The sequence below is a fragment of the Pseudohaliea sp. genome, assembly GCF_040217025.1.
GTDB lineage: Bacteria > Pseudomonadota > Gammaproteobacteria > Pseudomonadales > Halieaceae > Pseudohaliea.
This window is the reverse complement of the sequence record NZ_JAVJOA010000012.1, coordinates 38,991-53,357: the sequence shown is the minus strand read 5'-3', so window position 1 is coordinate 53,357 and position 14,367 is coordinate 38,991. Positions and strand designations below refer to the sequence as shown.

The window sequence follows — 14,367 nt, the reverse complement described above, 5'->3', positions numbered from 1 at the left end:
ACGGGAAGAGGACCCTCCGCGCCATGATGCAAACCGTGAGGAATGCGGCCGGGCGTCTGCGTCCGCCGAAGCTCAGCATCGTTGTCGTCGTCTACCGGATGGCCCTGCAGGCCCGGAACACCATCCGCTCACTGCTGCCGGATTACCAGCAGGGGGCCAGGCCGGGCGACTACGAAGTACTCATCGTCGAGAACCGCTCCGGGGAACTGCTCGACCCGGGCTTCGTTGCCGGGTTGCCCGGCAACTTCCGCTACCTGCTCCGCGACGAGACGGCCCCGACGCCGGTACACGCGGTGAACGAGGGCGTTCGCCGCGCCCGAGGGAGCAATATCTGCGTGATGATCGACGGCGCGCGCCTGCTGACCCCGGGCATCGTCCGCGGCCTGCTCGCAGGGCACCGCCTTCACGACAGCGCCATCGTCGCCGTGCCCGGCTATCACATCGGCTCCGAGCTGCAGCAGCTCGCGGTGGCCAACGGCTACGACGTCGAGCAGGACCAGCGGCTCCTCGCTTCCATCGACTGGCCCCGGGACGGCTACCGGCTCTTCGACATCGCTTGCTTCAGCGGCTCCTGTGCCGGCGGCTTCTACCTGCCGATCAGCGAGAGCAACTGCCTGAGCATGCCCCGCCGCGTCTGGGAAGAGCTCGGTGGCATGGACACGCGCTTCGACCTCCGCGGCGGGGGCATGGTCAACCTCGACCTGTACAAGCGCGCCTGCGAGCACCCGGGCGTGCAGCACGTGATGCTGCCCGGGGAGGGCACCTTTCACCAGTTTCACGGCGGCGTGACCACCGGCGGCGAAGCGCCGGAGGCGCGCGAGCTGTTCATCGACGAGATCAAGGCCCAGTATCGCAGGCTCCGCGGCCGCGACTACGCGAGCCCGCGCACCAGCCCGCTGTACCTGGGGGAGCTCAGCCCCAACGTGCACCGCTTCGTGCAGTACTCCGCCACCCGGCTCGCGGGCGCCGGCGAGCAGTTCGCCCCGCGGGAAGCGCCGGTGCTGCTCCACGATGCAGCCCGCCGCCAGCAGCAGGGTGGTGCCGGGTGAGCGACATCTACTTCCCGCCTTCGCTGCGCGGCTTCGAGCCGCGGCGCATGGTATTCAGCACCTGGGTGGACCACCTGCCCTTCGCCTATGATCTCGTGGAGGCGCTGCGGCCGCGCATGGTGGTCGAGCTCGGGGTCTACAACGGCCTCTCGTTTTTTACCTTCTGCCAGGCGCTCGAGGACTTCGACGTTGACGCCGTTGCCTATGCCATCGATACCTGGGAAGGCGACGCGCATACGGACAGCTACGACGAATCCATCTTCCGCGACGTGCAGGCCCATGCCCGGGAGCATTACCGGGGCTTCGCCTACCTGCTGCGCATGCTTTTCCAGGAGGCGCTGCCGCAGTTCGACGACGACAGCATCGGCCTGCTGCATATCGACGGCCTGCATACCTACGAGGCGGTGCGGGAGGACTTCGAGAGCTGGTACCCGAAGGTCAGCCCCGGCGGTATCGTGCTGTTCCACGATGTCATGGCGCGGCTGCCCGAGTACGGGGCCTGGCGCTACTTCGAGGAGCTCATGACCTCGCACCCGGAAACCTTCCGCTTCGACCACGGCTTCGGCCTCGGCGTATTGCGCAAGCCCGGGGGTGAGCGGCCGGCGCACCCGCTGCTGGACCTCCTGTTCGCGAGCGATGACGCCCGGCAGCACAAGCTGCGCCAGTTCTATGCCCACGCCGCCCATTTCCTCGAAGCGCGCCGCCAGGCCGCGCGCTTCCGCGCGCTCCGGGGCCAGGGTGCCAAGGGCGGGCAGGGGAAGGGCCAGGCCGCGGGCAATGACGAGCCGGGGCGGGGTGCGGCGGAGGGCTGATTCGCGGCCGTGGCGGTGGCAGCTCGCCGGGCTCGTGCTCCTGCTTTCCCTGCCGGCGGCGGGGCAGGCGGCACCCAATATCCTCTTTATCCTGGCGGACGATCTCGGTAGCGATGCCCTCGGTGCTTTCGGCGCGGCCGATGCGCATACGCCGCACATCGACCGCCTCGCCGCCGAGGGCACCCGCTTTACCCGTCACTACGTGGATGCCAGCTGCGCGGCGACCCGCGTCGGCCTGCTGACCGGGGCATCGCCGGCCCGCTCCGGTTTCCGGCCCGCGGGCCTTGGCATCAGCCCGGAGACACACACCTACGCCGATGCGCTCCGCGCCCTGGGCTACCGCACCTGGCACGTCGGCAAGTGGCACGCGGGCTTTGCTTCCCGGCTGGCCTGGCCCCGGCAGCAGGGCTTCGACCGCTTCTACGGTTTCCTGAACCAGTTCCTCCTGCGCCGGCCGGGAGACGCCGCGGCGTGGCAGCTTCGCCGCCCGACCTACCGGGACCCCTGGCTGCAGCGCGACAACGCGGCGCCGCAGCAGCACCCGGGATTTCTCACGGACCACATCGTCGACGAGGCGATCGCCCGCATCGGCGAGGCACCGGGCGACCGGCCCTGGCTGCTCAATGTCTGGACCCTTGCACCGCACACGCCGCACGAGGCACCGCCGTCGATCGCGGAGCGCTACCCGGACACGCCCCGGGGCCGCTATCTCGCCATGGTCGAGGTGCTGGACCGGGCGGTCGGGCGCCTGCTCGCGGCCCTGGACGACGCGGGCGTGGCCGACAACACGCTGGTCCTGCTGGCCGGCGACAACGGGACCGACGCCCGCTTTCTCCCGCCGCTGCCGTCGCTGACCGGTAGCAAGGGCAGCTTTCACGAGGGGGGTGTGCGCACTCCCCTGGTCGTGCGCTGGCCGGGGCGCGTGCCGGCGGGAAAGCGCGACCAGCGCGTGGTCGCGTACACGGACTACCTCGCCACCTTCGTTGGCGCCGGGGGTGGTGTCGCTCCCGGCTTCGATTTTCTTTACCCGGGGAGCGCGCGAGAGGAGCCGTTGTTCTGGGAAGCCGGCGCGGGCCGCTACCGCGAATGGTCTGCGCTGACGCCGGACGGGGCGTGGCGCCTGCTGGGTTCCGCGACGGAGGCGCCCCGGCTCGTGGCGCTCGACGGTAGCGATAGCAAAGCGCCGGCGATCGATGCGCTGGTTGCCGCCTACGAGCATTTTCGTCGCGATGCCGCTGTCGTTGACTACCGTTTCCTGCCCCGCGGCGACGCAGGCGGGGGTATCCTCACCGGTGACGCACTCGGGCGTGCGCCCGGCTACGGTGGCCGCACCGCCGTCCTTTGCCTGGCACCCGGTGACACGGGGCCGCGACAGGTTCTGCTGGACCAGGCGCCCCTGTGGTCCCTGCAGCTGGAAGGCGGGCGCTTGACGGCGCGGGTCGGCGAGCTGGAGGCGAGCGGGCCGTTACCCGCGGGGCGCTCCCTGGCCGTGCTCGTCGACAGCCGCTTCGACCATGCGCCGGCGTTTCCCAGCCTGAGTCGCGCGCAGCTCCGGCTCTTCGCGGGGGGGCAGCTGCTCGACGCGTCGACAGTCGATGAGCCGGCACTGCCCCTTGATGTCTACCACCGCCCGGCATACCTTGGCAGCGACCGCGAGGGCGGTGCGACGTTCCTGGGCCGGCTGGGCCGGCCGCTGCTGTTCAACGATGACCTCGCCTCGCTCGCCGGCGGTGAACCCGAGGAGCGCCTGTTGACGACACTGGCGGCGCGTGCCTGCGCCAGTCCCGCCTTTGCCGGGGAGGAGAGCGAATGACAACGGAAGCGGCGACAGCCGCGGCGGCAGACCGCCTCGCGGCGGCCCTTGCCGAGAACCGTGCCTCGCCTTCGGCTGCGCGAGAGCGCGAGCTGATCAACCTGCGCCTGGCGGCCTTCCGTGAGCGCGAGTGGCCCGACCCGGTGCCGGGTGCGATCGACCGGCCGCCAGCGATCTCCCGCTCGTCGCTGTCGGAGCTGCCGGCGGCCGCCCTGGACGCCGAGGCCCTGCGAGACGGTATCCAGGGCGCCGGGGGCGTCATCGTCCGCGGTCTCATCGATGCGGAGACCGTCGCCGGACTGCGCGGGCAGCTGGACCGGGCCTTCGCCGCCCGTCACGCCGCGGCCCTCGATGACGGTTCGCCGGTGGATGAACGCTGGTACGGGCGGGCATCGGGCGTCGTGGGCGGGCCGCAGCAGTTCGCGAGCCAGGGCAGGGCGCCGCAGCAGGCCGGGTCGCTGTGGGCCGTGGACTCGCCGGCGACGGCCTTCACGCTCTGCGAGCTCTACCATGCACTGGGGTTGCCCGCGCTCCTGGCGGGCTACTTCGGTGAGCCGGGCGTGCTCTCGGCAAGGAAGTGGGTCCTGCGCAAGGTGCCGCCGAAGCCGACGCGAAACGCCGGCTGGCACCAGGACGGTCGTTTCCTCGGCGACGGCATCCGCACCGTCAACCTGTGGATTGCACTCAGCGACTGCGGCGAGGGTGCCTCGGCGCCCGGCATGGAACTGATCGGGGGCCGGGAGCCGGTCATCCACCCCACGGGCACGGACGGTGCGCTCTTCGACTGGACCGTGGGTCCGGAGCTGGTCGAGCGCCTTTGCGCCGAGCGCCCGCTGCTGTATCCGCGCTTCGCGCCGGGCGATGCGCTGTTCTTCGACCACTACAACCTGCACCGGACCGGCACGGGGCCCGCCGACAGCGGCTTCCGCTACGCCGTGGAGTCCTGGTTCTTCGCTGCCTCCACCGCGCCGGCGAAACAACAGCCGCTGCTGCTCTGACCTTGAGAACGACGTGGTGAAGGACGTTGCAAAGGGCGCCGTGAAGCTGTCGATCATCCTCGTGCGCTATGGCATGCAGCGCGAGCTGCCCCGCACCCTGGAAAGCCTGGCGCGTGATTACCAGCTCGACGCGGCGGACCTCGCCTACGAGGTACTGCTGGTCGACAACGGCTCCCCGGCGCCGCTGACACTGGACGACACGCTCACGGCCCGGGTGCCGTTGCGCCGGCTCTCCGTATCCGAGCCCCTGCCGAGCCCCGTGGCGGCGGTCAACCTGGGCGCGGCCGAGGCCCGCGGCGAACTCCTCTGCATCATGATCGACGGCGCCCACCTGCTCACCCCGGGGGTATTCCGCTGGTCCCTGCGTGCCGCCGCCGCCTTTGCCGAGCCGGTGATCGCCGTGCGCTACTTCTATCTCGGCCCGGGCGACCAGCCGGAAACGGTGCTGAACGGCTACGACCAGGCGCGGGAAGACAGGCTCCTTGAGCGCATCGACTGGCCGGCGGACGGGTATCGCTTGTTCGAGGTCGGCGCGCCCCTGCGCGGCGGCGCCAGCCACACCACCTGGTTCAACCGCATGTTCGAGTCGAACTGCCTCGTCCTGCGGCGGGCGCTGTTCGAGCGCCTCGGCGGCCTCGATCCCCGCTTCGACCTGCCCGGCGGGGGCTTTGCCAACCTCGACTTCTTCAAGCGGGCCAGCGAGGCGACGGGTGCGGAGCTCGTGCAGCTCGTGGGGGAGGGGAGCTTCCACCAGGTGCACGGCGGTGCAACCACCAACAGCGCACCGGAGCAGCGCGAGGCGCGCCTTGAGGCATACCGGGAACAGTACCGGGCCCTGCGCGGCAACAGCGCGTTCACGACCACCGCCCCCCTCAACTTCCTCGGCCACCTGCCCACGGAGGCCGCCAAGATTCACCGCCGCCGTCCGCAGCAGGCTGCCGTCAGCGCGCCAGCCGCCCCTTCAGGTTGAGGAACGGCAGCTCTACGAGGCGCCAGGTCACGGCGGCGAGGGCCAGCGACAGGGCGGCGCCGAGGAGCGGCCAGGCCCACGCCGCGGGCGAACCCGCGTAGTTCTCCACGCCCGCCTTCGCCGGGAAGATCAGGTAGAAAAGGATCGGGACGTGGTTCAGGTAGATCGAATAGGACAGCTTGCCCACCCACGCGAGCGGCCGGTTGACCAGCAGTACCCGGCCCGGGAAAGCGCCGCCGAGCAGCAGCAGGAGCAGCCCCGCCCAGAGCATCGCTTCAAGGGTGTGATGCAGGTGCCAGCGCTGCTCGGCCGCCTGGTCTCCCATGGCGACGACGGCCTGGAGAAGAAACGCCAGGAGGCCGAGGCAGAGCAGGGTGCCGGCCAGGCGCTGCCAGGCCGGCAGCCGGGGGAGCCAGGTGCTGTGCAGCGACAGCCAGGCCGCAGCGATTCCGAGGAGGAAAGCCGGCAGCCTGGCGAACAGCGATTTCGTCAGCAGAAAGCCCTTGCCGCTCTCGCCGGCGACGACCAGCAGCGCGTAGGCCACCAGCCAGGCCGCCAGCAGCGCCAGCAGCAGGCGGCGCCCGCCGGGCCCGCGGCAGGCGAGCCAGCCGGCGAGGGGCAGCGCCAGATAGAACTGGACCTCGGTGATGAGCGTCCACCAGACGACGCCCCAGGGGAACACCTCGAAGCCCAGGAAGCGGAACCACAGGGCCGGCAGTACGCGCCCGGGCTCGCCGCTGGCCAGCATCGCGACAGCGACGGCGAGGTAGTAGAGCGGCAGGATGCGCAGGGCCCGGGCAACAAGGTAGTTGCGGGTGTCCGGTGGCGGCCGTTTCCCCTGCAGGTGGCGCAGCCAGGGGCGACTGAGCAGGAAGCCGCTGAGCACGAAAAACAGCGTCACCCCCGTATTGCCCGCGACGACGAAGGCGAGCCAGGGGGGAATGCGCCCGCTCGCGCCGCCGCCGAAGGAGATGCCCCAGGCGTGAAAGAGGAAGACCAGGCTGATGGCCCAGCCGCGAAGGCATTCCAGCTCGAGCTGGTAGTCGTCCGGCCGGCGTACGCCGGCGCGCAGCCCCGGTCCGCTGCTCACGGCTGCCAGCGGCAGGCGGCGAAGGGCAGGCGACCGCTGTCGGATATCGCGATGCCCTCCTCGCCGAGGCGCCGCCGCTGCTCGCGGCCGGCGCGGGTCTCCCTCGGCAGCGACAGCCTGCCTCCGGCGCCGACCACCCGGTGCCAGGGCACGCTGCTGCCCGCGGGGAGCGCGCGCAGGGCGCGGCCGACGCGCCGGGCGGCGCCGGGCAGACCGGCGAGGCGGGCGACGTCTCCGTAGCTGCAGACCCGCCCGGCCGGGATGCTCGCCACCACCAGCCAGATGCGCTCGTCGATTGTCGGGTCCGCCGCCATGGCGGCAGCTTGCCCCCGCGCCGCGTAGCTGGCAAGCACGCCTTGCAAACGCGAACCCCGCCCCCATACTGGCTTTATGAGATTGTTTCTCCTGCTGCTCCCCTGGCTGGAACTGTTCACCCTGATCCAGCTCGGGGTGGCCACCAGTGCCCTCACCGCCCTGGCTTATGTCTTCCTGACTTTCGTCGCCGGCCTCGCGCTGCTGCGCCTGCAGGGCCGGGACCTCTTCAACCGGCTCCGCGAAGCGCAGGAAGGACGGCTCTTCGGCCCGCAGATCCTCGTCGACGACATGGCCGTGGGGCTGGCGGCCCTGCTGCTCATGGTACCCGGGCTGATCACGGACACGCTCGCCCTGCTGGTGCTCATCGGGCCGCTCCGGCGCCGGCTCTCGCGCTGGCTTTTCGGTGCCCCGGCTGCCGAAGACCCCTACGGCCCGGGCCACACGGCCCGGGACTGGCGCCACGATGCGACCATCGAAGGAGACTACACCCGCGTTGACGAGGATAACGACGGCGCGCCGCGCCGATAAAAAGTCTCGCAAAAACAATTACCTATCGAAAAATTTAGCACTCGGTCGAAAAGAGTGCTAAAAATCCCTTGAAAAGCGCCCCCCCGGCCCCAATAGATGCGGCAGGCCCCGACAGGGGATCGATAACGTTGTTAGCTTGGAGAAGTAGCCAATGAAGATCCGTCCGCTGTACGACCGTGTGGTCGTTCGTCGCAAGGAAGAAGAGGAGACCACCGCCGGAGGCATCGTGCTGCCCGGTTCCGCCAAGGAGAAGCCGAACCAGGGCGAGGTTGTCGCGGTGGGCGACGGCAAGGTGCTCGACAACGGCGAACAGCGCCCGGTGGCCGTCAAGGTCGGCGACACGGTCGTCTTCGGCCAGTACGCCGGCAGCAACACCATCGAGATCGATGGCGAAGAGCTGATCCTCATGGGTGAAAGCGAGATCTACGCTGTCGTGGAGTAAGCCTCCCGCACCCGACCACCCGGATCTGACCCTGATCTGACACGAAACGAACGAGCAAGGAACGAATCATGGCAGCAAAAGACGTATTTTTTGGTGATGAAGCCCGCCACCGCATGCTGGATGGCGTCAACATTCTGGCCGACGCAGTCCGCGCCACGCTCGGCCCGAAGGGCCGCAATGTCATTCTCGACAAGTCCTTCGGCGCTCCGACCGTGACCAAGGACGGTGTCTCCGTGGCCAAGGAGATCGAGCTCAAGGACAAGTTCGAAAACATGGGCGCGCAGATGGTCAAGGAAGTCGCTTCCCAGGCCTCCGATGCCGCCGGTGACGGTACCACGACCGCCACCGTCCTCGCCCAGGCCATCGTCAACGAAGGCCTCAAGGCGGTTGCCGCCGGCATGAACCCCATGGATCTCAAGCGCGGCATCGACAAGGCTGTCGCCGCCGCCGTGGAAGCCATCCAGAAGGCCTCCACCCCCTGTGAAGACGGCAAGGCCATCGCCCAGGTGGGCACTATCTCCGCCAACAGCGACCACGCCGTCGGCGACATCATTGCCGAGGCCATGGACAAGGTCGGCCGCGACGGGGTTATCACCGTCGAGGAAGGCTCGGGCCTCGAGAACGAGCTGGACGTGGTCGAGGGCATGCAGTTCGACCGCGGCTACCTGTCGCCGTACTTCATCACCAACCAGGACAACATGAGTGTCGAACAGGACGACCCGTTCATCCTGCTGGTGGACAAGAAGATCTCCAACATCCGCGAGCTGCTGCCGCTCCTCGAGCAGGTGGCCAAGTCCTCCAAGCCGCTGGTCATCGTCGCCGAGGACGTCGAGGGTGAAGCGCTGGCCACGCTGGTGGTCAACAACATGCGCGGCATCGTCAAGGTCGCTGCCTGCAAGGCGCCGGGCTTCGGTGACCGCCGCAAGGCCATGCTTCAGGACATCGCGATCCTCACCGGCGGCACGGTGATCTCCGAGGAAGTCGGCCTTGACCTCGAGTCCGCCACCCTCGAGCACCTGGGCCAGGCCAAGCGCGTGACCATGGACAAGGACAACTCCACGATTATCGATGGCGCCGGCGACGGCGCGGCCATCGAGGCGCGCATCAAGGAGATCCGCGTCCAGATCGAGAACACCAGCTCCGACTACGACCGCGAGAAGCTGCAGGAGCGCGTCGCCAAGCTGGCCGGTGGGGTTGCCGTGATCAAGGTCGGCGCCGCCACCGAGATCGAGATGAAGGAGAAGAAGGCCCGCGTCGAGGATGCGCTGCACGCAACCCGTGCCGCCGTCGAGGAAGGCGTGGTCGCCGGTGGTGGCGTGGCGCTGATCCGCGCCATCGATTCGATCCGCGGCCTCAAGGGTGACAACCACGACCAGGACATCGGCATCGCCGCTGCCCTGCGCGCCATGGAGAACCCGCTGCGCCACATCGTCAGCAACGCCGGCGACGAGGCCTCCGTGGTCCTCGACAAGGTCCGCCAGGGCGAGGGCAACTACGGCTACAACGCCGCAACGGGCGAGTACGTGGACATGATCGAAGCCGGCATCATCGACCCGGCCAAGGTCACCCGCACGGCCCTGCAGGCCGCCGGCTCCGTGGCCGGCCTGATGATCACCACCCAGGTGATGATCGCCGACGCCCCGGAAGACAAGGCAGCCGCCCCCGCGATGCCCGACATGGGCGGCATGGGCGGCATGGGCGGCATGATGTAAGCGCCCTCTGAGCCCGACTAAAAACCCGGCCTCTGTGCCGGGTTTTTTTTGCCTTTTTTGTGGGGTCCATTGTTGGTCCTGGTGGCGGAAGGGCCGGGAGAAGGGGGTGCGGACACGCTACAAGCACATCCATGTGCGCTCGGCGCCGCGGAAGGCCGCCCCGACCATCCATGGCCGGCGACGGTCCGCACCCCCTTCTCCCGCCCCTTCCTTCTCTAAGACGCTGCGCAACTTTCCACCGCGGTTACACCCCAACCTGCTTGTTTAAATGTGAGCTATCAGTGCGCTTTCAGTTGGCTGACTGCGCTTGCCGCGAGTTGCCAGTGTGACGAGGTTGGCTGAGAAGGCAGGCCCCGGCATGGCTCCCCGGGACCGTCGCGGGCCATGGATGGCCCGCGTCGAGCGCACATGGACGTGCTTGTAGCGTGTCCCGGGGAGCCATGCCGGGGCCTGCCGCCCGCACACCTGGTTCCTGGGGAAAACACGCCGTTGCTTGCCGCACGCACACCCGTTCGCTGGGCAAAACATGCCGCGCTCGGCCGTCCCCAAGCCTCACCGCCAGCAACTCCCCCAGACACAAAAAGCCCTCCGAAGAGGGCTTCCGGGATGGAACGCTGAGAGTGTCTTACTTCATGTTGGAAGCAGCGAACTCCCAGTTGACGAGGTTCCAGAACGCTTCCATGTACTTGGGGCGGGCGTTCCGGTAGTCGATGTAGTAGGCGTGCTCCCAGACGTCGACGGTGAGCAGCGGGGTGACGCTGTCGTCCGTGAGGGGGGTGCCGGCGTTGCTGGTGTTGACGATGGCCACGGAGCCGTCGCCCTTCTGCACCAGCCAGGTCCAGCCGGAGCCGAAATTGTTCACCGCGCTGTTGGTGAACTCCTCCTTGAACTTGTCGAAGGAGCCGAAGGCCGCGTCGATGGCTTCGCCGAGCTTGCCCGAGGGTGCGCCGCCGCCGTTCGGGGACAGGCAGTGCCAGTAGAACGTGTGGTTCCAGATCTGGGCCGCGTTGTTGAAGACGCCGCCCTCGGCCGCCTTGACGACCTCCTCGAGGGACTTGTTTTCCATGTCCGTGCCATCGACGAGACCATTCAGCTTGTCGACGTAGGTCTTGTGGTGCTTGCCGTAGTGGTACTCGAGGGTCTCCGCGGAGATGTGCGGCTCGAGGGCATTTTGCTCATAGGGAAGGGGTGGCAGTTGAAAGGCCATGGGGTCTCCTTTGGACGGTTGCTGTGGCTTTCGGCGGCGGACCGGCGGCCCGGCGTCACAGGACATACGGCGCTATGCGCTGCGCCGATTGGTTGCCTGCGTGGTAAGCATCAATGGTAGCACGGTCGCAGGGTCGGACCGAAGCGCCGCCGGGGGCACGGCGGCGTGTCCGCCCCCGGCGACAGCGCGCTTGGTAGAGGTCTGCGTCGGCTAGAGGAAGGCGACTAGGCCGAAGACGACCGCGGTCAGCAGCACGCTCATGTGGATCACGCCCTTGACGCTGGCCATGGGGCCAACCTTGCCGACGATGCCGTTGACCTCGAGCGCGAGAATGATAAGTAGCGGGACCAGGAAGCCCAGGTCGCTGAAGCTGATGGCCTCGAAGCCGCTCGTGTCGTAGCTGCCATGCTTGGACCCGAACATACCCCAGAGCATCGGGCCGGAGAACAGCGTGTTGGTGCGGGACGCGCGCAGTGCCTTGGGAGCCGCGGCCGCGGCGTCACCTTCCGTGATGCCGACCACGATCTTCTGCGCCGGCCAGATTATCAGCCAGACGTTGAGGAACATGAAAATGCCCATGAGAGCACCAAGGGCAATGTACTGGTTGACCCCCTTGCCCAACATCCACAGTAGGTAGAGGCCGGTGAGGAAGGTGAACATCGCGCCCCAGCGGAACCACCAGAGCGCGCGCGGGGCCAGTTTCCTAGTGGCGTCGGCCTTGGCGTCGGGCTCCGCCTCTTTGAAATATTCTCCCTGCACGAAGTTGAAGTAATACAGCATGCCGATCCAGGTGATGCCGAAGAGACCGTGGCCCCAGCGGAAAAGAAAGTCGACAAACTCCATGATTTCCTCCCGAACGAGTCGCAGGATAAAAGTTGCCGCCGGCATGCACGGGCCCGGCCGGCCGTCGTACTTCGCTCCAGAGGATAGCACGAAGCCCTGCGGTCCCGCACAGCGCCGGAGATCGGACCGGCGGGCACGGGCGCCGCCGCGCCACAGGCTATCGCCGTTGTTTTCATGCGAGCTGTTAAGCCGCCGGCCCGCGGGCGTTATACTCGGGTTTTTCTTGCAGTCAGGCCCCGATCATGTCGCGAGATGACGACCCCGAAGATATCCCCTCTATCGTGCCGACCCGAGATGACGACGATCTGGCAGGGGCACCCCGCAGCGGCGCCGGCCGCGGGGCCGCGGGGCCGGCAGGGCGAGGTGCGACCCGCGCGGCGGTTCCGGCACCGACCGGCAACAGCCTGTTCCTGCGCCTCGTGGCCACGGTCTCCCTGGTGGTCGCCGCCGTGGCCTGTGCCTGGGCCTGGCAGCTCGAGGAGCGGCTGACCCAGACCGGCTTCCAGCTCGAGCGCTACGAAGAGCGCATCGGCGAGCTCGAGGCTCGGCTGTCCGACACGGACGAGGGCCTGTCGCAGAACACCGCGGCCATGGCGGTTAAGATCAAGGAGCTCTACTCGGAGGTCGACAAGCTCTGGGCCTCGGCCTGGCGGCGCAACAAGGCGCGCCTCGATGAGATCGAGGGCACCAACAGCAACCAGGGCGAGTCCATCGCGGCGCTGAAGAAGGACGTTGCCGCGGCCAGCGGCCAGCTCAAGACAGCGAGCAGCGACATCGCGCGGCTGGAGGGCGTCGCCGGTGATCTCGAGCGGCTCATGGGCAACGCCAAGGCAAACCAGGCGCAGGTGGAGCGGGTGGCCGACACCCTCAACCGGCTCGAGCTCGAGATGAACCGCCTCGCCAAGCGCGTCGAGGCGAACGAGGGCTGGGTGGAGTCCATCAACGCCTTCCGCCGCCAGGTGAACGCCAGCATCAGCCAGCTCGAGGGCACCGTGCGCACCCTGCAGCAGGGCACGGCCGCCGGCGGCGCAGGCGGTTAAGCGATATTTACCAAGGAGCGAGCATGACCACCATCCGCCAGGACGACTTCATCGATAGCGTCGCCGATGCGCTGCAATTCATTTCCTACTACCACCCGCTGGACTTCGTGCAGGCCGTGCACAAGGCCTGGGAAATGGAGCAGAACCCGGCGGCGAAGGACGCCATGGCGCAGATCCTCATCAATTCGCGCATGTGCGCCGAGGGCCACCGGCCCATCTGCCAGGACACGGGCATCGTCACCGTGTTCCTGAAAATCGGCATGGACGTGCGCTGGGACGCGACCCTGTCGGTCAGCGAGATGGTCAACGAGGGCGTGCGCCGGGCCTACACCCATCCGGACAATGTGCTGCGCGCCTCGATCCTCGACGATCCCGCCGGCGCAAGGAAGAACACCGGCGACAATACGCCGGCGGTCATCCACATGGAACTGGTGCCCGGCGATACCGTGGACGTGCAGGTGGCGGCCAAGGGCGGCGGCTCGGAGAACAAGTCCAAGCTCGCCATGCTCAACCCCTCCGACTCGATCGTCGACTGGGTAGTAAAGACCGTGCCGACCATGGGTGCCGGCTGGTGCCCGCCGGGAATGCTCGGCATCGGCATCGGCGGTACCGCCGAGAAGGCCGCGGTGCTGGCGAAAGAATCGCTCATGGACCCGGTCGACATCCACGAGCTGCGCGAGCGCGGCCCGGCGAACCGGGTCGAGGAGCTGCGCCTGGAAATCATGGACGCGGTGAACCGCCTCGGTATCGGTGCCCAGGGCCTCGGCGGCCTGACCACGGTGCTGGATGTGAAGATCAAGGACTACCCGACCCACGCGGCTTCGCTGCCCGTGGCGATGATCCCCAACTGCGCCGCCACCCGCCACGCGCACTTCGTCCTCGACGGCTCCGGGCCGGCGCTGCAGACGCCGCCGTCCCTCGATGACTGGCCCGAGATCACCTGGGAAGTGGGCGAGGGCGTGCGCCGGGTCAACCTCGACACGGTGACCCGGGAAGAGGCCGCGAGCTGGCAGCCCGGCGACACGCTGCTCCTGTCCGGCAGGATGCTCACAGGCCGCGATGCAGCGCACAAGAAGATGCAGGAGCTGATCAAGGCGAGCGAGGGCCTGCCGGAGGGCGTGGACCTGCGCGACCGCTTCATCTACTACGTGGGCCCCGTGGACCCGGTGCGCGACGAGGTGGTAGGCCCCGCCGGGCCGACGACCTCCACGCGCATGGACAAGTTCACCGACTTCATCCTCGAGCACACGGGCCTGATGGGCATGATCGGCAAGGCCGAGCGCGGCCCGGCCGGTATCGAGGCGATCAAGAAGCACGGCGCCGTTTACCTCATGGCCGTCGGCGGCGCGGCCTATCTCGTCTCCAAGGCCATTACCGGTGCCCGTGTCGTGGCCTTCCCCGAGCTCGGCATGGAGGCCATCTACGAGTTTGAGGTGAAGGACATGCCGGTGAGCGTGGCCGTGGATGCCCGCGGCACCTCGGTGCACCAGACCGGCCCTGCAGCCTGGAAGGCGAAGATCGAGGAGCAGGCGCTGGAGCTTATCTAGC

At 68.3% G+C, this 14,367-nt stretch carries 14 protein-coding genes; 10 read left to right on the top strand and 4 right to left on the bottom strand.

The window, feature by feature from the left end; genetic code table 11:
• The first annotated feature begins 23 nt into the window (after positions 1–23).
• The 5 genes from RKE50_RS17230 to RKE50_RS17210 are packed head-to-tail and all read left to right on the top strand — an operon-like array spanning position 24 to position 5,642.
• The gene (locus RKE50_RS17230) at positions 24–1,049 is read left to right on the top strand and encodes a glycosyltransferase family 2 protein (protein WP_350038566.1); all 1,026 of its coding nucleotides are present in this window, start codon (positions 24–26) and stop codon (positions 1,047–1,049) included.
• Complete coding sequence (locus RKE50_RS17225; RefSeq protein WP_350038564.1) at positions 1,046–1,861, top strand: class I SAM-dependent methyltransferase; 816 nt, start codon at positions 1,046–1,048, stop codon at positions 1,859–1,861. Before RKE50_RS17230 ends, RKE50_RS17225 begins: the two co-directional genes overlap by 4 nt.
• A 34-nt stretch (positions 1,862–1,895) precedes the next feature.
• Positions 1,896–3,674 (top strand): sulfatase family protein, encoded by a 1,779-nt coding sequence (locus RKE50_RS17220; RefSeq protein WP_350038562.1) that lies wholly within the window; start codon positions 1,896–1,898, stop codon positions 3,672–3,674.
• Positions 3,671–4,672, top strand: a complete 1,002-nt coding sequence (locus tag RKE50_RS17215) for a phytanoyl-CoA dioxygenase family protein (protein ID WP_350038560.1) — start codon at positions 3,671–3,673, stop codon at positions 4,670–4,672. Before RKE50_RS17220 ends, RKE50_RS17215 begins: the two co-directional genes overlap by 4 nt.
• 13 nt (positions 4,673–4,685) lie before the next feature.
• Complete coding sequence (locus RKE50_RS17210; protein WP_350038558.1) at positions 4,686–5,642, top strand: glycosyltransferase family A protein; 957 nt, start codon at positions 4,686–4,688, stop codon at positions 5,640–5,642.
• Here the strand turns inward: RKE50_RS17210 and RKE50_RS17205 are convergent.
• Positions 5,614–6,732: an acyltransferase family protein gene (locus RKE50_RS17205; RefSeq protein WP_350038556.1), complete on the bottom strand. Its 1,119-nt coding sequence runs from the start codon at positions 6,730–6,732 to the stop codon at positions 5,614–5,616. The genes RKE50_RS17210 and RKE50_RS17205 overlap by 29 nt on opposite strands.
• Complete coding sequence (locus tag RKE50_RS17200) at positions 6,729–7,046, bottom strand: MGMT family protein (protein WP_350038554.1); 318 nt, start codon at positions 7,044–7,046, stop codon at positions 6,729–6,731. The genes RKE50_RS17205 and RKE50_RS17200 overlap by 4 nt, the downstream gene beginning before the upstream one ends.
• A 76-nt stretch (positions 7,047–7,122) precedes the next feature.
• On the opposite strand from RKE50_RS17200, the gene RKE50_RS17195 reads away from it, so the two are divergent.
• The 3 genes from RKE50_RS17195 (at position 7,123) to groL (ending at position 9,729) form a co-directional block, all read left to right on the top strand.
• A complete protein-coding gene (locus tag RKE50_RS17195; RefSeq protein ID WP_350038552.1) occupies positions 7,123–7,575 on the top strand; it encodes an FxsA family protein in 453 nt (150 codons plus the stop codon).
• Between the two features lie 151 nt (positions 7,576–7,726).
• A complete protein-coding gene (locus RKE50_RS17190) occupies positions 7,727–8,017 on the top strand; it encodes a co-chaperone GroES (protein WP_035515397.1) in 291 nt (96 codons plus the stop codon).
• Between the two features lie 68 nt (positions 8,018–8,085).
• Positions 8,086–9,729, top strand: coding sequence for a chaperonin GroEL (groL, locus tag RKE50_RS17185; RefSeq protein ID WP_350038549.1), 1,644 nt, complete (start codon positions 8,086–8,088; stop codon positions 9,727–9,729).
• Between the two features lie 625 nt (positions 9,730–10,354).
• On the opposite strand, the gene sodB is transcribed toward groL, so the two are convergent.
• Both sodB and RKE50_RS17175 read right to left on the bottom strand, forming a co-directional pair.
• On the bottom strand, positions 10,355–10,936 hold the full coding sequence (gene sodB, locus RKE50_RS17180; protein WP_350038547.1) for a superoxide dismutase [Fe]: 582 nt from the start codon (positions 10,934–10,936) through the stop codon (positions 10,355–10,357).
• 210 nt (positions 10,937–11,146) lie between these two features.
• Positions 11,147–11,779, bottom strand: a complete 633-nt coding sequence (locus RKE50_RS17175) for an antitermination protein NusG (protein WP_350038545.1) — start codon at positions 11,777–11,779, stop codon at positions 11,147–11,149.
• Between the two features lie 281 nt (positions 11,780–12,060).
• Between RKE50_RS17175 and RKE50_RS17170 the strand changes: the two genes are divergently transcribed.
• Together RKE50_RS17170 and RKE50_RS17165 are read left to right on the top strand one after the other, a co-directional pair.
• Positions 12,061–12,819: a hypothetical protein gene (locus RKE50_RS17170; protein ID WP_350038543.1), complete on the top strand. Its 759-nt coding sequence runs from the start codon at positions 12,061–12,063 to the stop codon at positions 12,817–12,819.
• A gap of 23 nt (positions 12,820–12,842) precedes the next feature.
• A complete protein-coding gene (locus tag RKE50_RS17165; protein ID WP_350038542.1) occupies positions 12,843–14,366 on the top strand; it encodes a fumarate hydratase in 1,524 nt (507 codons plus the stop codon).
• The last annotated feature ends 1 nt before the right edge of the window (position 14,367 follow it).